An 18,069-nucleotide genomic window follows, 5' to 3' on the forward strand; every position below is an offset into this window, starting at 1 on the left:
TGATGGCCGAAGACCGCGTGCGACAGGTGCGCACGCTCCTCGACGCCGTACGGGCCGAGGGCCGTACCGCACTGACCGCGCCCGAGGGCAAGGTGATCGCGGACGCCTACGGGATCGCCGTCCCGGGCGAGGAGCTGGCGACGGACATCGAGGAGGCGGTGGCCGCCGCGGCCCGCTTCGGGCGGCCCGTCGTGATGAAGATCGTCTCCCCCGACATCCTGCACAAGACCGACGCGGGCGGTGTGATCGTCGGCGTCGAGGGCGCCGCCGATGTGCGGGCCGCGTTCCGCAGCATCGTCGAGAACGCCCGCGCCTACGCACCGCAGGCCCGTATCGAGGGCGTGCAGGTGCAGGAACTCCTCCCGAAGGGGCAGGAGGTGATCGTCGGCGCGGTGACCGACCCGACGTTCGGCAAGGTCGTCGCCTTCGGGCTCGGCGGTGTGCTGGTCGAGGTGCTGAAGGACGTCACCTTCCGGCTCGCGCCGGTCGACGCCGACGAGGCCCTGTCGATGCTCGACTCGATCCGGGCCGCCGAGATCCTGCGCGGGGTGCGCGGCGCCCGCGCGGTGGACCGGTGGGCGCTGGCCGAGCAGATACGCCGGGTCTCCGAACTCGTCACGGACTTCCCGGACATCGCCGAGGTGGACCTCAACCCGGTGATCGCGACACCGGAGGGCGCGCTCGCCGCGGACATCCGGGTGATCCTCGCGGAGAGCGTCCCGGCGGCCCGGCCCACGTACACCCGGGAGCAGATGCTCACCACGATGCGGCGGCTGATGGAGCCCCGCTCGGTCGCGGTGATCGGCGCGTCGAACGAACAGGGCAAGATCGGCAATTCGGTGATGCGCAACCTCATCGACGGCGGCTTCTCCGGTGAGATCCATCCGGTGAACCCCAAGGCCGATGACATTCTGGGCCGCAAGGCGTACAAGAGTGTCACGGACGTTCCAGGTGAGGTGGATGTGGCGGTCTTCGCCATCCCGGCCAAGTTCGTGGCCACGGCTCTGGAGGAGGTGGGACGCAAGGGGATCCCCAACGCCGTCCTCATTCCCTCCGGCTTCGCCGAGACCGGCGAGGACGCCCTCCAGGCGGAGATCGTCGCGATCGGGCAGCGGTACGGGGTACGGCTGCTCGGGCCGAACATCTACGGCTACTACTCGACCTGGCAGGACCTCTGCGCCACGTTCTGCACGCCGTACGACGTCAAGGGCGGGGTCGCCCTCACCAGCCAGTCCGGCGGTATCGGCATGGCCATCCTCGGCTTCGCCCGGACCACCAGGACAGGCGTGTCGGCGATCGTCGGGCTCGGCAACAAGTCGGACCTGGACGAGGACGACCTGCTGACCTGGTTCGGCGAGGACCCGCACACCCAGTGCATCGCGATGCACCTGGAGGACCTGAAGGACGGACGGGCCTTCGTCGAGGCGGCCCGCGCGACCGTGCCGAAGAAACCGGTCGTCGTCCTCAAGGCCGGACGCACCGCCGCCGGCGCCAAGGCGGCGGGCTCCCACACCGGAGCGCTCGCGGGCGACGACGCGGTGTACGACGACATCCTGCGGCAGGCGGGCGTGATCAGGGCGCCGGGCCTCAACGAGATGCTGGAGTACGCGCGGGCCCTGCCCGTACTGCCCACCCCCAAGGGCGACAACATCGTCATCATCACCGGCGCGGGCGGCTCCGGAGTGCTCCTTTCCGACGCGGTGATGGACAACGGGCTGTCCCTGATGGAGATCCCGGACGACCTGGACGCCGCGTTCCGCGCGTTCATCCCGCCGTTCGGCGCCGCCGGCAACCCGGTGGACATCACGGGCGGCGAACCCCCCTCCACGTACGAGGCGACGATCCGGCTCGGTCTGGAGGACCCGCGGATCCACGCACTGGTCCTGGGCTACTGGCACACCATCGTCACCCCGCCGATGGTCTTCGCGGAGCTGACGGCGCGGGTCGTCGCGGAGTTCCGTGAGCGGGGCATCGAGAAGCCCGTGGTGGCGTCGCTCGCGGGTGACGTCGAGGTCGAGGAGGCCTGCCAGTACCTCTACGAACGGGGTGTCGTGGCGTACCCGTACACGACGGAGCAGCCGGTGGCCGTGCTCGGCGCGAAGTACCGCTGGGCGCGCGCGGCGGGACTGTTGGGAGGCGACCGATGAGGTGAGCCGAGCCTCGGGAGCGGCCGGCGGTGCGCGCCGGTCGCGCCCGGGGCCTGTCGTCACATTCCCGTCCTTCGCACGGCAGACGGGAATGTGACGACAGGCCCCAGGACCCGAGCGCACACGAAAGGAATTGGACAGGGGGCGCTGGCCAGCAACTTTCGACGCAAGGGGTGCGACAACACATGACCACCACCGACCTACCCACATCCGTCCCCTTCAAGGAGGTGACGGACCGCAACGGCCGCCTGTTCCGGATCGGCGAGACCGACCGGGACATCATGGGGCGGCCCCGCTGGACCATGGTGCTCTTCCCCTGGCTGGGGATGATGGGCATCAGTTCCTCGGAGTACGCGTTCACCTCCGCCGAGGACACCCTGCACGAGGCCCATCTGTGGAGCAGCGGGCACATCTTCTGGCTGATGGGTGTCTGGATATTCTTCCAGGCGGCCGTCGCCTTCCCCGCCGGACAGTTGCGGGAGAGCGGCAAACTGCCCGCGCGGTACGCCATGATGCTCGGCGCGCTGGGCACGATCCTCGGCTACATATCACTCGCGTACGCGCCACATGTGATCGTCGCGTACATAGGTTTCGGCATGTTCAGCGGCATCGGGGCCGGCCTCGTCTACGCGACCTGCGTGAACATGGTCGGCAAGTGGTACCCGGAGCGCAAGGGCGGCAAGACCGGCATGGTCAACGGCGGTTTCGCCTATGGCTCGGTGCCCTTCGTGTTCCTGTTCACCTCGTACATGGACCTGAGCAACTACAAGACGGTCCTCGTGGCGGTCGGCGTGATCTGCTGCGCCGTGGTCGCCTTCGCCGGGTGGTTCTTCAAGGACCCGCCGAAGGGCTGGTGGCCGTCGCACGTGGACCCGCTGAAGGTCTCCGACGACCCGAAGATCCGGCGTGCGCTGGAGAAGAACCCGCCGGCCGTGAAGCAGTACACACCACGGGAGGCGGCCCGGACCCCGGTGCTGTGGATGATGTGGTTCTGCCTGCTGTGCACCGCGGGCATCAACATCTTCGGTATCGCCTTCCAGGTGCCGTTCGGCAAGGACATGGGCTTCGCGGGCGGGATCGTGGCCACCGCGATGTCGCTCAAGGCCATCGTCAACGGCACGGGCCGTGGCGTGATCGGCTGGATCTCGGACAAGTACGGGCGGCGCAACACGCTGATCATCGTCTGCATCGTGCTGGGCACCGCCCAGTTCGGAGTGCTCGTCTCCGGGTCGATGGGCAGCATGCCGTTCTTCCTGTTCTGCTCCATGGTCTCCGGATTCGGCGGCGGCGCGATCTTCCCGCTCTTCGCGGCCATGACCGCCGACTACTTCGGTGAGAACAACAACGCCACCAACTACGGCATGGTCTACAGCTCCAAGCTCATCTCGGGCCTCGTCGGCTCCGGTATGGGAGCCGTCGTGGTGGCGGCCTGGGACTACGAGGGCGCCTTCGTGATCGCCGGCTGCATCGGGCTCGCGTCGGCCGTCCTGGCGCTGTTCCTCAAGGCACCCGGCCGCCCAGGCGGCCGGCAGATCGTCCCCAACCCGCAACCCCTCGGCGAGGAGATGGCTTGAGATGACGGCGGACCCCATCGCCGCGAACGACGATGCGCAGCAATCCCCGGATGCGCAGGAATCCCCGCACGCGCACCGCTCGTACCGTGAAGTGACCGACTCCCGGGGCCGGGTCTACCGGGTCGGCGAGTCGGACCGGCAGATCCTCGGACTGCCCCGCTGGACCATGGTGGCCCTCCCCTGGCTCGCCATGCTCGCGATCAGTGTCTTCGAGTACGCCTTCGGGGCGGCCGAGGACACCCTCGCGAAAGCACACCACTGGTCGTCCACCAACACGTTCTGGGTGCTGAGCGTGTGGATCTTCTTCCAGGCCGGGGTCTCCTTCCCCACCGGCAAGCTCCGCGAGAAGGGCATCCTGACCAGCAGGGCGGCCATGATCATCGGGTCGTTCCTGTCCCTCATCGGCTTCGTCAGCCTCAGCCACGCACCCAATGTGGCGGCGGCGCTGCTCGGCTTCGGTGTCCTCGGCGGCATCGGCTCCGGGCTCATCTACTCGACCTGCGTGAACATGGTCGGCAAGTGGTACCCCGAACGCAGGGGCGGCAAGACGGGCTTCGTGAACGGGGCCTTCGCGTACGGCGCGGTGCCGTTCATCTTCCTGTTCTCGTACGGCTTCAACACCTCCAACTACCGTACGGTGCTGGACCTCGTCGGGTTCTATGTGCTGGCCCTGACGCTGGTCTCGGGCCTTTTCTTCAAGGACCCCCCGAAGAACTGGTGGCCCGAGGCGGTCGACCCGCTCCACCGCGCGGGCGACGCCAAGTCGACGGTCGCGCTGGCCAAGAACCCGCCGGCGGCCCGTCAGTACACCTCCGGCGAGGCACTGCGGACCGGGATCGTGCCGCTGATGTGGTTCTGCATGCTCTGCTGTGCGGGTGTGTCGATCTTCGGGATCTCCTTCCAGGTGCCGTTCGCGAAGGAGATGGGCTTCGGGCCGCTCGTCGCGGCGTCCTCGATGGGTGTGATGGCAGTCATCAACGGCACCGGACGCGGTGTCGTGGGCTGGCTCTCGGACCGGATGGGCCGGCGCACCACACTCACCTACGTGTGTCTCGTCCTGGCGGTCGCCCAGTTCGGGGTGCTGGGGGCGGGCGAGATGCGCAGCGAGGCCCTGTTCCTGTTCTTCGCGTTCCTCTCCGGGTTCGGCGGCGGCGCCTTCTATCCGCTCTTCGCGTCGCTCGTCCCGGACTACTTCGGTGAGAACAACAACGCGTCGAACTACGGCATGGTCTACAGCGCGAAACTCGTCAGCGGCCTCTTCGGCGGCGGTCTCGGTGCCGTCGTCGTGAGCGCGTGGGGCTATGACGGGGCGTACACGACGGCCGGGGTGATCTCGCTGCTCGCGGCGGGGCTCTCGCTCCTGCTGCGGCAGCCGGGCGGACCGCCGCGGGAGCGGCACCGTCCCCGGCGCCCCGGGCGCCCTGGGGTGCGGCGGTCCGCGACCGTCTGACCTGTGAACGGCCGTGCGGCCTCCCGGAACGCTCCGGGAGGCCGCGCGGCTGTTTCTTTGTGGCTGACGGGGTCAGCAGTCGCGGTCGCGCAGGGCGGCCATGTTGTCGTAGCCGATCTTCGCGTAGTCGAGGGACTGCGAAGGGACGGTGGAGCTGGGCGCGTTGTCCTGCTCGACCATCGGGTTGTGGTAGTTCTTCTGGCCCACCCGGGAGAAGAACTTGGTGTAGTCGATGTCGCCGGTGCCGAACGGCACCATGTCGTAGCCCATGCCGTTGGTGGCGTTGACCGTGCCGTCCTTGGCGTGGAACAGCGGGTAGCGCTTGTTGTTGCGGGAGACGAGCTTCGCCGGGTCGAAGACGTTCTCGCGCTGCTTGCCGTCGTGCGCGGTGTAGGTGTGGAACTTGTACTGGGCGACGTGCGCCCAGAAGATGTCCATCTCCAGCCACACGTTCTTCGGGTCGGTGCGCTTCAGGAAGTACTCCAGCTTGCGGATGCCGGAGCTGCGGGTCGGGCGGCCCTGCGCGTCCAGCGGACCGCCGTCGAGCAGGAAGCCGTACGCCGCGTCGTGGTTGTGCGTGTACAGCTTGATGCCCTCGCGGCGGGCGATGGCACCCAGCGCGTTCCACTTGTCGGCGGCGACGTCCCAGTCCGCGCGGTACGAGCTGCCGGTGGGGTCGCCACCGGTGCCCATGTGGTCCATGCCGAGGATGTTGGCTATCTCCAGGTGGCGCTTGAAGGTGTCCAGGTCGGGCGTGGACAGCGGCCAGGACCCAGGGATGAAGCCGTGGTTGCCCTGGGCGCGCAGCCCGTACTCGTCGAGCCAGGAGCGCAGCAGCTTGGCGCCGGCGACCGACTCCAGGTTGTTGCCGCCGGGCGCGTTGGCGTGCTGGCCGTAGCCGGCGAACTCGACCTGCTTGTAGCCGTAGCGGGCGAGCTGCTTGAAGACCTCACGGAAGCCGGAGGGCAGGTCGGAGGCGAGCGGGTCGCGGCCCGTGGCGTCCCGCACGGTGTAGAGGATGATGCCGCGCTTGCCCGCGGGGACCAGGTCGTGGCCCTTGCCGTGGCCGTGATCGTTGTCGTGGCCGTGTCCGTGGCCCTTGCCGGAGGCGAAGGCCGGTGAGGCGCCGATGACGGGCGCGGCGATGGCCGCCGCGCCCACAGCGGTGCAGGTGCTCAGGAAGCGTCGGCGGTCGACGCCCAGGGTGCGGCGCAGGGCGTCGCCAGTACCGGATTCATCGTTGAACGCGGTCACGGTCTCTCTCTTTCGACTGGAGGGTTGCCTCGTGCGAGGCCGGCGAGGTGGAGCAGCAGGGACTTCACGTCGGTGGCCGCTACGCGGCCCTCGACGGCGCGGGGGGTGGAGCACAGGATGAGCGGCCCGTCGGCGTCGCTCGTGGGGAGCCGGCCGTGGCTGCCGCGGATCGGCGCGGGGTCGAGGGGGACGACCGCCATGCGGTAGCGCATGCCGAGCTTCTTGCGGGCGACCGCGCCAACTGCCTTGACCCGGACATAGGGGTCCTGGGGGTCCATGAACAGCTCGACCGGGTCGTAGCCGGGTTTGCGGTGGATCTCGACCAACTGGGCGAAGTCGGGGGCCTGGGCGTCGTCCAGCCAGTAGTAGTAGGTGAACCAGGCGTCGGGTTCGGCGACGGCGACGAGTTCACCGGCGCGCGGGTGGTCGAGCTGGTGGGCCTTCTTGCCCTCGTCGTCGAGGAGTGTCTCGATGCCGGGGAGGTCGGCGAGGGCGGCGCGGGTGGCGTCCAGGTCCTCGGGGCGGCGGACGTAGACATGGGCGATCTGGTGGTCGGCGACGGCGAAGGCGCGCGACGCCATCGGGTCCAGATATTCCATGCCGTCCTGGGTGTGCACCTCCAGGAGGCCGGCGCGGCGCAGGGCGCGGTTGATGTCGACGGGCCGGTCGGCGCGGGTGATGCCGTACTCGGACAGCGCGACGACGGTGCGGCCTTCCGCGCGGGCGTCGTCCAGGAGGGGGGCGAGGGCGCGGTCGAGTTCGGCGGCGGCGGCGAAGGCGCGGGGGTCGTCGGGGCCGTAGCGCTGGAGGTCGTAGTCGAGATGGGGGACGTAGCACAGGGCCAGGTCGGGGCGGCGGGTGGCGATGATGTGCCGGGTCGCGTCGATGATCCACTGGCTGGAGACCAGGTCGGCGCCGGGGCCCCAGAAGTGGAAGAGGGGGAACGTGCCCAGTTTCTCGGTGAGTTCGTCGTGCACGGCCGGGGGGCGGGTGTAGCAGTCGGGTTCCTTGCGGCCGTCGGCGTAGTACACGGGCCGGGGGGTGACCGTCCAGTCGGTGTCGGCGCCCATCGCGTACCACCAGCAGATGTTGGCGACGGTGTAGCCGGGGTGGACGCGGCGGGCGGCGTCCCACAGTTTGTCGCCCGCGACCAGACCGTTGTGCTGGCGCCACAGGAGGACGTCGCCGAGTTCGCGGAAGTACCAGCCGTTGCCGACGATGCCGTGTTCGGCGGGCGGGGCGCCGGTGAGGAACGTGGACTGGGCGGCGCAGGTCACGGCGGGCAGGACGGTGCCCAGCGGGGCGCGCGAGCCGGACTGGCCGAGCGCCTTGAGGCGGGGCATGTGGTCGAGGATCTTCGGGGTGAGGCCGACCACATCGATCACCAGGAGGGGCTGGGGGCCGCCCGGCTCGGGCGGGGTGTGCTGCTGCGGTGCGGTCATCAGGTTCCTCCGGGGATACCCCCGCCCTCAGGCGGGGAAGGAGACGGGCTCCTGCGGAGCAGGGGAGGGAGCGGGGTTTCGCCTCCAGGGCGAAAGGCCGTGCTCTGACCGGCAGGTTTGGCGGTGGAATGAGCGGCTTGTACGGTTGTCGCGCTCGGGCGGCGACAACCAAGTCGTCCGGGCCTACCGCCGGGCTGGCGGGAAGTCAGGTCTGTGGAGCTTGCGTAAGACCATGGGCGGTACACCGTCCCTTCGCCGGTAACCCCGGGTGGCTGCGGGCTGTGAAGCAGAAAGCTCAACCCGCGAGGGAAGAATCCCCCTGCTTCAGCTGGGGGAGATGTCAAGGCAGTTCCTTCAGGCCGAGGTCCGTCAGGAGGTCGCGGGCCAGGGTGAGTTCGGCGGCGATGCCGTCGGCGAGCTGGGCGCGGGCCCGGGGCCGCAGCTCGGACGGCAGGGCCTGCCAGGTGTACGTCTCGACCTCCAGGTGCCGGGTCAGGGGCCGGGGTCCGCCGACGAGCCGCTGGAGGGTGTCGCCCAGGACCGTCATGGTGGAGGTGAGGGGCGCGGCGGGCGCCGCGTGCAGCGGGACGTGGAAGTGGGCGCGCCAGGGCGAGGCGTCGGGCAGGGCCTCGCCGTTCAGGGCCTCGCCGAGGTCGTCGGTGCCGCGCAGTCCGGCCGCCGTTCTGGTGCGGGTCTGGTGCAGGAAGCGGGGCTCGTCGAACGCGGCCAGGGCCTCGCGTACCTCGGGGAGATGGGGCTGTTCGGCGTGCAGCGCGGCGGACAGCTGCGACTTCACGACGGGCACCCCTGCGGCGACCAGCGCGTCCAGGGCGCTGTCCGGGGGTTCGAAGGAGGTCGCGAGGTGACAGGTGTCCACGCAGATGCCGATGCGGTCGTGGCCGACGGCGATGAGCGGGGCGATGGCGTCGGCGGTGGTCTCCACGACACAGCCCGGCTCCGGCTCCAGACCGATCCGGATGGAGCGGCCCGTCAGCTCGGCGAGGGCGTCGAGGCGTTCGCCGAGGGTGCGCAGCGCGGCGACGGCGGTGTCCGGGCGTGATCCGTCGTAGGCGGTGCGCCAGGCGAGCGGCAGCGTCGAGACGGTGCCCTCGGTGACGTCGTCGGGGAGGAGCTGGGCGAGCAGCCGGGCCAGGTCGGTGGTGTGGGCGAGGCGCTCGGGGTCGGCCCAATCGGGCTTGTACACGCGGTACTTGACCTCTTCGGCGCCGAATCCCTCGTACGGGAAGCCGTTGAGGGTGACCACTTCGAGGCCGCGCCTGTCGAGTTCGGAGCGCAGGCCGCGCAGCGCGACGGGGTCGCTGCCCAGCGCGCGGGCGGCGTCCTTGGCGAGCCACAAACCGATGCCGAGGCGGTCTCGGCCGAGGCGCTTGCGGACGGGTTCGCAGTGGTCGCGGAGTTGCGCGAGGACGCCGTCCAGGGTCTCCGCCGGGTGGACGTTGGTGCAGTACGCGAGGTGGACGGTGGAGCCGTCCGGGTGCCGGAAGCGCATGGCTCACGCACCGCCGCGCAGGATCGAGTTGCCCTCGTGGGTGGCGTCCGTGTCCGTCACGTCGAGGGCGAGCCGGCCGCTGAGTCCGTAGAACGCGACCGGGTTGCGCCACAGCACCAGGTCCACGTCGTCGTCGCTGAACCCGGCCTTCAGCAGGGCGTCGCCGACCTTGCGGGTCTTCAGCGGGTCGCTCTTGCCCCAGTCGGCGGCCGAGTTGACGAGGACCTTCTCGGTTCCGTACTCCTCGATGATCGCGACCATGCGGTCCTCGTCCATCTTGGTGTCCGGGTAGACCGAGAAACCGAGCCAGCAGCCGCCGTCCTTGGCCGCCTTGACGGTGGTCTCGTTGAGGTGGTCGATGAGGACCCGGTCGGCGTCCAGGGCCGACTCGGTGACGACGTCGAGGGTGCGGCGCAGTCCGGCGAGCTTGTCGCGGTGCGGGGTGTGCACCAGGGCGGGCAGCTCGTGGTCGGCTGCGAGCTGGAGCTGGGCGGCGAGCGCGGTGTCCTCGGCGGGGGTCATCGAGTCGTAGCCGATCTCACCGACCGCGACGACGTTGTCCTTGACGAGGTAGCGGGGCAGCTCGTCCAGGACCGGCAGACAGCGCGGGTCGTTCGCCTCCTTGGGGTTGAGGGCGAGCGTGCAGTGGTGCGCGATGCCGTACTGGGCGGCGCGGAACGGCTCCCAGCCGAGGAGGGAGTCGAAGTAGTCGAAGAACGAGGCCGGTGAGGTACGGGGCTGGCCGAGCCAGAACGCGGGCTCCACGACGGCCCGTACGCCTGCCGCGTACATCGCCTCGTAGTCGTCGGTGGTCCGTGACGTCATATGGATGTGGGGGTCGAAGATGCGCATCAGGACTCCTCGCCGTGCCGTGCGGTGGCCGCGGGTTCGCTGCCGGCCGTGGGGGTGGTGGGGGCGGTCAGGGTCAGGACGTGGTGGAGGTCGTCAGGGACGGGGCGGCCCGCCGCGGTGCGTTCGCTCGCGTAGTCGCCGAGCATCCGGGCGAGTTCGGTGTCGCCGTGGGCTCGGCGCGCCAGGTCCGCGACGGCGGCGACCGGTACGCCCGTGAACAGGCACTTGAGTACGGCGTGCCGCCAGGCGTGGGCGTCGAGGTGGGCGGCGCCGTAGGGCCCGACGGCGGCGGCGACCAGGCGGGTGTCGTTGGTGCGCAGGGCGTCCTCGACCAGCGGCAGCGCACCGGGTCCGTCGGCCAGGTCGGGCAGGGCGAGCAGCACGGCACGGCGTTCGGCGGCGGTGCCCTGGTCGTAGAGGCGGGCGAGGGTCGCCGGGTCGGCGTGGGCGGTGTGCAGGAGCAGGACGCGGGCGGTGTCGGCGTGGTCGGGGCCGCAGCGCCGCCCCGCCTCGGCGAAGCGGAGTTCCCACGAGGCGTCGGCAGCGGTGGCCTGGGTGAGGGCGCGGTCCAGCCAGGCCCGCGCCGGGTCCGCGAGTACGGCGCCGAGCTGGTCGCGGAGGGCCGCGGCCCGGGGTGCGGTCACGGGGTACCTCCTGGAACGCGAGTGGGTACGGGTGCCTGGGGGGCCAGGGCGCGCAGGAAGGCGAGGGAGCGTTCGGCGAAGTGGGGTCCCGCGTGGGAGTGGCGGGGCAGCTCGACCACGGTCAGCCCCTGGTAGCCGGTGGCCGCGAGGGCGTCGAGGACAGGCGGGAAGTCGATCTCGCCGTCGCCGAACGGGAGATGTTCGTGGACGCCGGGCCGCATGTCCTCGATCTGGACGTGCCGCAGCCAGGGCGCGGCGGCCCGTACGCAGGCGGCGGGCGGCTCGGGTTCGACGACGAGGCAGTGGCCGATGTCGAGGGTGAGGCCGAGGGATTCCGGGCTGCCGAGTGCGGTGCGCAGCCGGTGGAAGTCGGCGAGGGTGGCGAGGAGATGGCCGGGTTCGGGCTCGACGGCGAGCGGGACGCCGGTGCGGGCGGCGAGGTCGGCGAGCGGGCCGAGGGTGTCGGCGAGGCGCTGCCAGGCGGTGTCCGGGTCCGTACCGTCCGGGGTGATCCCGCTGAAGCAGTGCACGGCGTGGGCGCCGAGGTCGGCGGCGACCTGGACGGCCCGGGTCAGCAACCCGGTCCGCAGGTCCCGGCGCTCCGGGTCGGGGTCGAGGAGCGTGGGCCCGTGCTTGTGCCAGGCGTCGAGCACATAGCGCGCGCCGGTCTCGACGGTGACCGTGAGCCCGAGCGCGTCGAGGCGCCGGGCGACGTGCCGGGTGCGGGCGGCGAGGTCGGGGGCGAGCGGATCGAGATGCATGTGATCGAGCGTCAGCCCGACCCCGTCGTACCCGAGATCGGCGAGGACCCCGAGCGCGTCGTCGAGCCGGAGATCGGTGAGGCCGTTGGTGCCGTATCCGAAGCGGAGGGGTGCGGCAGGGGGAGGTGTCGGCGGATGCGTCATGTGATGCTCACCCGCTTCGCGAAAGTGCGGGCCGCCGGTGCCAGGGCCGCTGTCGCCAGGGCTGTCGCCGGGGAGCCGGCTCGGGCCGTGAGGGCCGCCTGGAGGGGGATCATGGCGCGGATTCCGCCGCCGACGGCGCGTTGGGTGAGCGGGGGTGAGGGGTTCAGGACGGCGTGCCACAGGGGGCGGGCGGCCGTCGCGAAGTACACGAGGGCGAGCGCGGCGCGCAGTGGGTCGGGCGCCGGTGGGGCGGTGGAGCCCGACAGGCCGAGAGCGGCTGCTACTCGTCGGCCTGCCGGGAGTCGGGGGGCAGCGCCACGGGCCAGGAAACCGGCCGTGTGCGCCAGGGCGGCGGTCGCCGCGAGCGCCGCGAGGGGGACGGCGGACGAGCCGCCCTCGGCCTCGTGGCGGGAGACGGCGGTGACCGCGAGGGTGTGGGCGCCGAGCAGCGCGGCGGACGGGACGGCGTCCCGTGCCCGCCCGCCGGTCGCGGCGGCGCCGAGCGTCAGGTCGAGGCTCCGGGCCGCCGCCATCGCGACGGGCCCGGCGGGTGTGTGCTTCAGCCCGAGGTCGTACGCCCACACGGTCGCCGCCAGGGCCCCGGCGACCGCGAGGGCCGGGCGCCCGGCGCGGGCGGCGAGCGCGAGTCCGGCGGCGGTCAGGGCGCCGGCCGCCGCGAGGGCGGCGCCGGGCCTGATCCGGCCGGACGGCAGCGGCCGGTGCGGCCGTTCCACGGCGTCCTCGGCTCGGTCGGCCCAGTCGTTGAGCGCCATCCCGGCCTCGTACAGACACAGCGACGCGCCGATGGCGTACAGGGTGCGGCGGCCTGGGCGGCGGCCGGTGGTCGCGGCTCCGGCGAGCGCGTCGCCGGGGACGGTGAACAGGGCGGGCAGACGCAGGAGTTCGACCCAGTCGGAGGGGCGGCCGAGACCGGAAGCGGAGGCGGATACGGAGGTTCCGGTACGGGGGTGGGGGGTCGCCGGTTCCTGTTCCTGGACGAGGGGGTCCACCGGGGGCGCGGCGGCCGGAGCCGGCGCCGGGTGAACCGCTCCCTTACCCGAAGCTCCCCCGCCGGCCACGTCACGGGACCGCGCGCGCCCCGCGACGCCCGCCGTCATCGCCGCCGCGACGGCCAGCGCGCCGCCGAGCAGCACGATCCCGAGCCCGGCGCGGCTCATATGCCGCTCCCGAGCCGCCGCCCGAACGCCACGAGGGCGCCGTACTGCTCGGCGAGCGCCGAGGTCGACCCCGGGTCCGGGTCCTTGAAGTAGAAGCCGAGTTCGGGGCGCGGTCCGGAGAGTCCGGCCTCGTGGGCGCGGGCGAGGAGCCGGGCGAGGTCGATGACCAGGGGCGCGGCGAGCGCCGAGTCGCAGCCCTGCCAGGTGGTCTGGAGGGTCATACGGGAGCCGAGGAACCCGTCGAAGGCGATGTGGTCCCACGCGGTCTTCCAGTCGCCGAGCGCGGGCACGTCGTCGATGTGTGTCTCGCCCTCGGGGACGGCGCCGAGGGTGTCGGCGAGCGCGCGTTCCTTGCCGGCGTTCTTCGCGGCGGCGGCAGCGGGGTCGGCGAGCGCGGCGCCGTCGCCGCCGCCGAGGAGGTTGGTGCCGGACCAGGCGAGGACCCGCAGCGCGCGCTGCGCGAACATCGGCCCGAGCACCGACCGCAGCAGGGTCTGCCCGGTCTTGCCGTCGCGGCCCGCGTACGGCAGACCGCTGGCGTGGGCCTCGTCGGCGAGCGCCGGGTGGTGCAGTCCGGCCGACGGGGTGAAATTGACGTAGGGGCAGCCCGCGCGGAGGGCCGCCGCCGCGTAGAGGGAGCTGGCGGGCAGCGCGGCACCCTCGGGTACGGGTTCGGTCGACGCGACGTTGACGACGACCGCGCGGGCCAGCCGGCCGCGCCGCACGAAGTCGCGGATGTCGTCCGCGAAGGTCTCGATCAGTGCGTCCTCGGTGCGGGTGTCGCCGGGCAGGGGGCCGCCGGTTCTGATCTCGCGGTCGGCGGCGGTGAGTTCGGCGTGCACGGCGGACGGCAGCCCGTGCGGCAGCACGCCCGACTCGGCGAGCTTCTCGGCGCGTTTGGGGAGCGGGCAGTCGACGGTGTCGTGGCCGCCGAAGACCAGCGAGGAGAGAGGGGGCAGGGCGCTGTCGGCGAACGGCTCGGTCTCGGTGACCATGCCGGTCGGGGGGTGCAGTCCGGCGGTGACGGCCGCGCATCCGGCGACCGCGGTGGTGGCGACGGAGCCCCGGGCTCCGATCAGCCAGACACCGATACGGGGAAGAGGAGCGGAAGGTTCGGCGGACATGGGCAGCCTCCTTGTCGTACGCGAACCGGAAGCCGGACGGGATGCCGGGCACCGCCGCGGCGCGGGCGGGCGCCCGCGCGCGGGGGTGCCGGGGACAGTTCCTAGAGGCCCGGCGGGGATGCCCGGCACCGGTGTCCGGTGGGAACACCAGGCACCGATGCCCGGGACGTGAGCTGTGCGGGTGGCCGGAGGGGAGGGGGGACGGCGGGCGGGAGTCCGGCGTCCCCCGCCCGCCGCCGTTCTAGTCGCCCTTCACGGGCAGTTCCTTGAGCTGGATGTCGCGGAACGACACATGGTCGTTCGCTCCGTGGTTCTGGAGCCCGATGTGGCCGTTGGCCAGGCTCCGCTCCGGGTCCTTGTTGGTGAAGTCGTTGATCTTGACTCCGTTGAGGAACACCTGGAGGCGTTCGCCCTGGGCGCGGATCTCGTAGCTGTTCCACTGGCCCGGCGGGCGCAGTGCGCGGTCACGTGCCTTGATGTCGGCCGACTTGAAGGAGTACACCGCTCCGGTGGTCCGGTCCGGCGCGTCCGTCGCGTCGATCTGGATCTCGTAGCCCTTGTTCACGGCCGACCAGGGGTCGTCCGAGGCGGGGAAGCCCACGAAGACACCGGAGTTGTCGTCGCCCTGCATCTTCCAGTCCAGCTTCAGGGAGTACGACGTGAACTCCTTGGCCTGGTACCAGAGCAGACCCATGCCGCCCTCGGTGTTCATTACCCCGTCCTTGACGGTGAACTGACCGGGGCCCGCCTGCTTCCAGCCGTCGGTGGTGTGGCCGTTGAAGAGGTCCCGGTAGCCGGTGCGGGGCTTGCAGTCGGCCTTCTCCTGGCCGGTGACGTACTTCAGGCCGCCGAGCAGATGGCTGCGGAGAGCGGCCTCGCCGTACGACTCCTTGGTGTGGCCGAGTCCGGTGTAGAAGGAGCGTCCGCCCCCGTAGGACTGGCACCAGGAGATCGGGTGGTCGCCCTTCATCGAGCCGCCCTGGTAGGTCGTCTCGTCGAGGGTGGCCAGGATCCGGGCGTTGTCACGCGGGTTGGTGCGGTAGTTGTACCACTCGTCGGTGCGCTCCCACGCGTCGCTCAGATCCTTGGTGGCCGGGTGGTCGTGCTCGGGTACCCGGACGGTGGCCTGCTGGATCTGCGGGTGCGAGTCGAAGTACGCGCCGACCAGCTTGCCGTAGTAGGGCCAGTCGTACTCGGTGTCGGCCGCCGCGTGGACGCCCATGAAGCCGCCGCCGGAGGCGATGTAGTTCTCGAACGCCTTCTCCTGGTCGGCGTTGAGGACGTCACCGGTGGTGGACAGGAACACCACGCCGTCGTACCGGGCGAGGTTGCTGGAGGTGAACTGCTTGGCCTCCTCGGTGGCGTCGACCGTGATGTCGTTGGCCTTGCCGATCTCCTTCAGGGCCTGGACGCCGGTCGGGATGGCGTCGTGGCGGAAGCCGGCGGTCTTGGAGAAGACCAGGATCCGCTTGGCGTTCTTGACCGGTGCCTGGTCGGAGATCTCGAAGTCGTCGACGTCGTAGAGCGCTCCGGCGCCGCCCTTGAAGACCAGGTACAGCTCGGTGGTCTTCTTGGGGACGTTGCGCAGCGGCACGTCGACGTCCTGGAAGGTCTCCCAGCTGCCGGTCACCGGGACCGGGGTGGAGCCGAGCAGGGTGCCCTTCGGGCCGCCGGCCCTGACCTCCAGATAGCCGCCCGCGCCGCCGGAGGAGATCCGGGCCGTGAGCTTCTTGGAGCCGGTCAGGTTGTACGGCTTGAAGGAGATCCAGTCGCCGTCGTCGATGTCACCGACGGTCTTGCCGCCGTTCGCCGCGGCCTTGTCGTAGACCTTGATGCCCTGCTGGCCTGTGAAGTGCTCGGCCTGCCGGTGGCGCGGCTGGAGCTGCACCTGGGCGTGGCTGGTCAGCTTCTCCTGGCCGCCGCCTCCGTTGTCGGTGTACTCGGCGTCGAGGACTCCGAAGATGTTGGCGTTGGGGTCGTGCTCGGTGTCGGCCGGTGCGGTGATGACACCTTCGCAGCCGGTCGCCGAGGTGATCGGGTGGCCGTGGCTGTCATGGCCGAGGATGTAGCGGACGGTGACCTTGGAGCAGTCGATCTTTCCGTCCTCGGGGTCGGTGACCTTCACCTTGAACGGGATCTTGTCGCCGAAGTTGAAGAGGTGCCCGTTGGCCGGGGACTCGATGGTGACGGTCGGCGCGGTGTTGCCGACCACCACGCGCACGCTGGCGGTACCGGTGCGTCCGGTGCCGTCGTCGACGGTCACCTTGGCGGTGTAGGTGCCGTTCTTGCGGTAGGTGTGCGTGGCGTTCGCCCCGGTGGCGGTGGTGCCGTCGCCGAAGTCCCAGGCGTAGGTGATGGGATCACCGTCGGCGTCGGCGCCGGTGGAGGTGAAGGAGACCTTCAGCGGGGACTGGCCCGAGGTCTTGTTGGCCTTGGCCTCGACCGTGGGCGCGTGTCCGTCGGTGACGTTGTCGATGCGGTACAGCGCCGAGTGCTCGTCACCGCCGAACCAGGACAGGCCGTAGTCGAGGACGTAGAGGGCGCCGTCCGGGCCGAATGCCATGTCCATCACCTGGGTCCCGGACCACGGGAACGGGTTGATGGACTGCACGGTGCCGTTCGCGTCCTGCTCGATCCGCTTGATCCAGCGGCGCCCGAACTCACCGGCGAAGAAGTCGCCGTCGTACGCCTCGGGGAACTTCACCGGCGATTCGAGGTTCGGGTCGTAGCGGTAGACCGGGCCGCCCATCGGGGACTCTGAGCCGGAGCCGAACTCCGGGACGGAGCCGCCGTCGTAGGGGATCCACGCTTCCTGTGCGGGCGGCAGGTCGGTGAGTCCGGTGTTGTTCGGCGAGGTGTTCTTCGGCGCGGCGCAGTCGAAGGTGGCGCCGGACTGCTTGGTGCCGAAGTCGTAGTCGACGTACGGCTCGTTCTTGCCGACGCAGTACGGCCAGCCGAAGTTGCCGGCCTTGGTGACGCGGGCGAACTCGACCATGCCGGAGGGGCCGCGCTTGGGGTCGGCGGCGCCGGCGTCGGGCCCGTAGTCACCGACGTAGACGATGCCGGTGGGCTTGTCGACGCTGATCCGGAACGGGTTGCGGAAGCCCATCGCGTAGATCTCGGGGCGGGTCTTCTCGGTGCCGGGGGCGAACAGGTTGCCCTCGGGGATGTCGTACGAGCCGTCCGGCTTGACCTTGATACGCAGGATCTTGCCGCGCAGGTCGTTGGTGTTGCCGGAGCTGCGCTGGGCGTCGAACGCCGGGTTGCGGTTGGCTCGCTCGTCGATCGGGGTGTAGCCGTCGGAGGCGAACGGGTTGGTGTCGTCGCCGGTCGACAGGTAGAGGTTGCCGTCCTTGTCGAAGTCGATGTCGCCGCCGACGTGGCAGCAGGTGCCGCGGGACGCCTTGACTTCGAGGACGCTCTTCTCACTGGCCGTGTCGAGGGTGCCGTCGGCCTTCAGGACGAAGCGGGAGAGGCGGTTGACGCCGTCGAAGGGGGCGAAGTCGGCGGCGGTGCCGTTCTCGGGCGCGTCGCCGGACGGGGTGTTCATCGGCGGCGCGTAGTAGAGGTAGATGAATCGGTTCGCCTCGAAGCCGGGGTCGATGCCGACGCCCTGGAGGCCCTCTTCGTCGTGGTTGTAGACGGTGAGCTTGCCGGAGACACGGGTGGTGCCCTCGGAGTCGGTGATGCGGAGCGTGCCGTCGCGCGAGGTGTGCAGCACACTGCGGTCGGGCAGGACGGCGAGCGACATGGGCTCGCCGGTCTCCTCCGCGCCCTTGGCGAGGGTGACCTGCTGGAAGTCCTCGGCCGCGGCCGGGGGCTGCGTGGGCTCCGGGTCGTGGGCGGAGGCCGGCGGCGCGGCCAGCGCGAGTGAGGCGCCTGCGAGAAGGGAGCCGGTGAAGAGTGCGAGTGTCTTTCGCAGTCTGAGACGTTTTCTGTGCACGAATTCCCTCCGGGAGGGTGGGCCGTACGGGGGGCGGGTGCGATAC

The 18,069-nt window shown here is 70.9% G+C and carries 12 protein-coding genes; 3 read left to right on the plus strand and 9 right to left on the minus strand.

Translation table 11 applies throughout. The annotated features are described in order from the left end of the window. Positions 1-2: 2 nt before the first annotated feature. The 3 genes from ACIQNU_RS39185 to ACIQNU_RS39195 all read left to right on the plus strand — a co-directional run bounded on the left by ACIQNU_RS39185 (position 3) and on the right by ACIQNU_RS39195 (position 5,171). A complete protein-coding gene (locus ACIQNU_RS39185; RefSeq protein ID WP_401376070.1) occupies positions 3-2,147 on the plus strand; it encodes an acetate--CoA ligase family protein in 2,145 nt (714 codons plus the stop codon). A 185-nt stretch (positions 2,148-2,332) separates the two neighbouring features. After that, a complete protein-coding gene (locus ACIQNU_RS39190) occupies positions 2,333-3,721 on the plus strand; it encodes an OFA family MFS transporter (RefSeq protein WP_401376073.1) in 1,389 nt (462 codons plus the stop codon). Between the two features lies 1 nt (position 3,722). After that, the gene (locus ACIQNU_RS39195) at positions 3,723-5,171 is read left to right on the plus strand and encodes an OFA family MFS transporter (RefSeq protein ID WP_401376075.1); all 1,449 of its coding nucleotides are present in this window, start codon (positions 3,723-3,725) and stop codon (positions 5,169-5,171) included. Positions 5,172-5,243: 72 nt separating this feature from the next. Here ACIQNU_RS39195 and ACIQNU_RS39200 read toward each other — a convergent pair whose 3' ends face one another. The 9 genes from ACIQNU_RS39200 to ACIQNU_RS39240 all read right to left on the minus strand — a co-directional run bounded on the left by ACIQNU_RS39200 (position 5,244) and on the right by ACIQNU_RS39240 (position 18,023). Further along, a complete protein-coding gene (locus tag ACIQNU_RS39200) occupies positions 5,244-6,425 on the minus strand; it encodes a sugar phosphate isomerase/epimerase family protein (protein WP_401376076.1) in 1,182 nt (393 codons plus the stop codon). Further along, a complete protein-coding gene (locus tag ACIQNU_RS39205) occupies positions 6,422-7,867 on the minus strand; it encodes a nucleotide pyrophosphatase/phosphodiesterase family protein (protein ID WP_401376078.1) in 1,446 nt (481 codons plus the stop codon). Before ACIQNU_RS39205 ends, ACIQNU_RS39200 begins: the two co-directional genes overlap by 4 nt. A 340-nt stretch (positions 7,868-8,207) precedes the next feature. Then, positions 8,208-9,377: a metabolite traffic protein EboE gene (gene eboE, locus ACIQNU_RS39210; RefSeq protein ID WP_401376081.1), complete on the minus strand. Its 1,170-nt coding sequence runs from the start codon at positions 9,375-9,377 to the stop codon at positions 8,208-8,210. 3 nt (positions 9,378-9,380) lie between these two features. Further along, positions 9,381-10,229, minus strand: coding sequence for a TatD family hydrolase (locus ACIQNU_RS39215; protein WP_401376084.1), 849 nt, complete (start codon positions 10,227-10,229; stop codon positions 9,381-9,383). Then, positions 10,229-10,873, minus strand: a complete 645-nt coding sequence (locus ACIQNU_RS39220) for an EboA domain-containing protein (RefSeq protein WP_401376087.1) — start codon at positions 10,871-10,873, stop codon at positions 10,229-10,231. Before ACIQNU_RS39220 ends, ACIQNU_RS39215 begins: the two co-directional genes overlap by 1 nt. Then, on the minus strand, positions 10,870-11,778 hold the full coding sequence (locus ACIQNU_RS39225) for a sugar phosphate isomerase/epimerase family protein (RefSeq protein WP_401376088.1): 909 nt from the start codon (positions 11,776-11,778) through the stop codon (positions 10,870-10,872). Before ACIQNU_RS39225 ends, ACIQNU_RS39220 begins: the two co-directional genes overlap by 4 nt. Further along, complete coding sequence (locus ACIQNU_RS39230; RefSeq protein WP_401376091.1) at positions 11,775-12,956, minus strand: SCO3242 family prenyltransferase; 1,182 nt, start codon at positions 12,954-12,956, stop codon at positions 11,775-11,777. Before ACIQNU_RS39230 ends, ACIQNU_RS39225 begins: the two co-directional genes overlap by 4 nt. Then, positions 12,953-14,080 carry an inositol-3-phosphate synthase gene (locus ACIQNU_RS39235; protein WP_401376094.1) on the minus strand — a complete coding sequence of 376 codons (1,128 nt, stop codon included), beginning with the start codon at positions 14,078-14,080 and terminating at the stop codon, positions 12,953-12,955. Before ACIQNU_RS39235 ends, ACIQNU_RS39230 begins: the two co-directional genes overlap by 4 nt. Positions 14,081-14,321: 241 nt before the next feature. Further along, complete coding sequence (locus tag ACIQNU_RS39240) at positions 14,322-18,023, minus strand: ThuA domain-containing protein (protein WP_401376096.1); 3,702 nt, start codon at positions 18,021-18,023, stop codon at positions 14,322-14,324. Positions 18,024-18,069 lie beyond the last annotated feature (46 nt).

This window comes from Streptomyces sp. NPDC091292 (assembly GCF_044757265.1).
GTDB lineage: Bacteria > Actinomycetota > Actinomycetes > Streptomycetales > Streptomycetaceae > Streptomyces.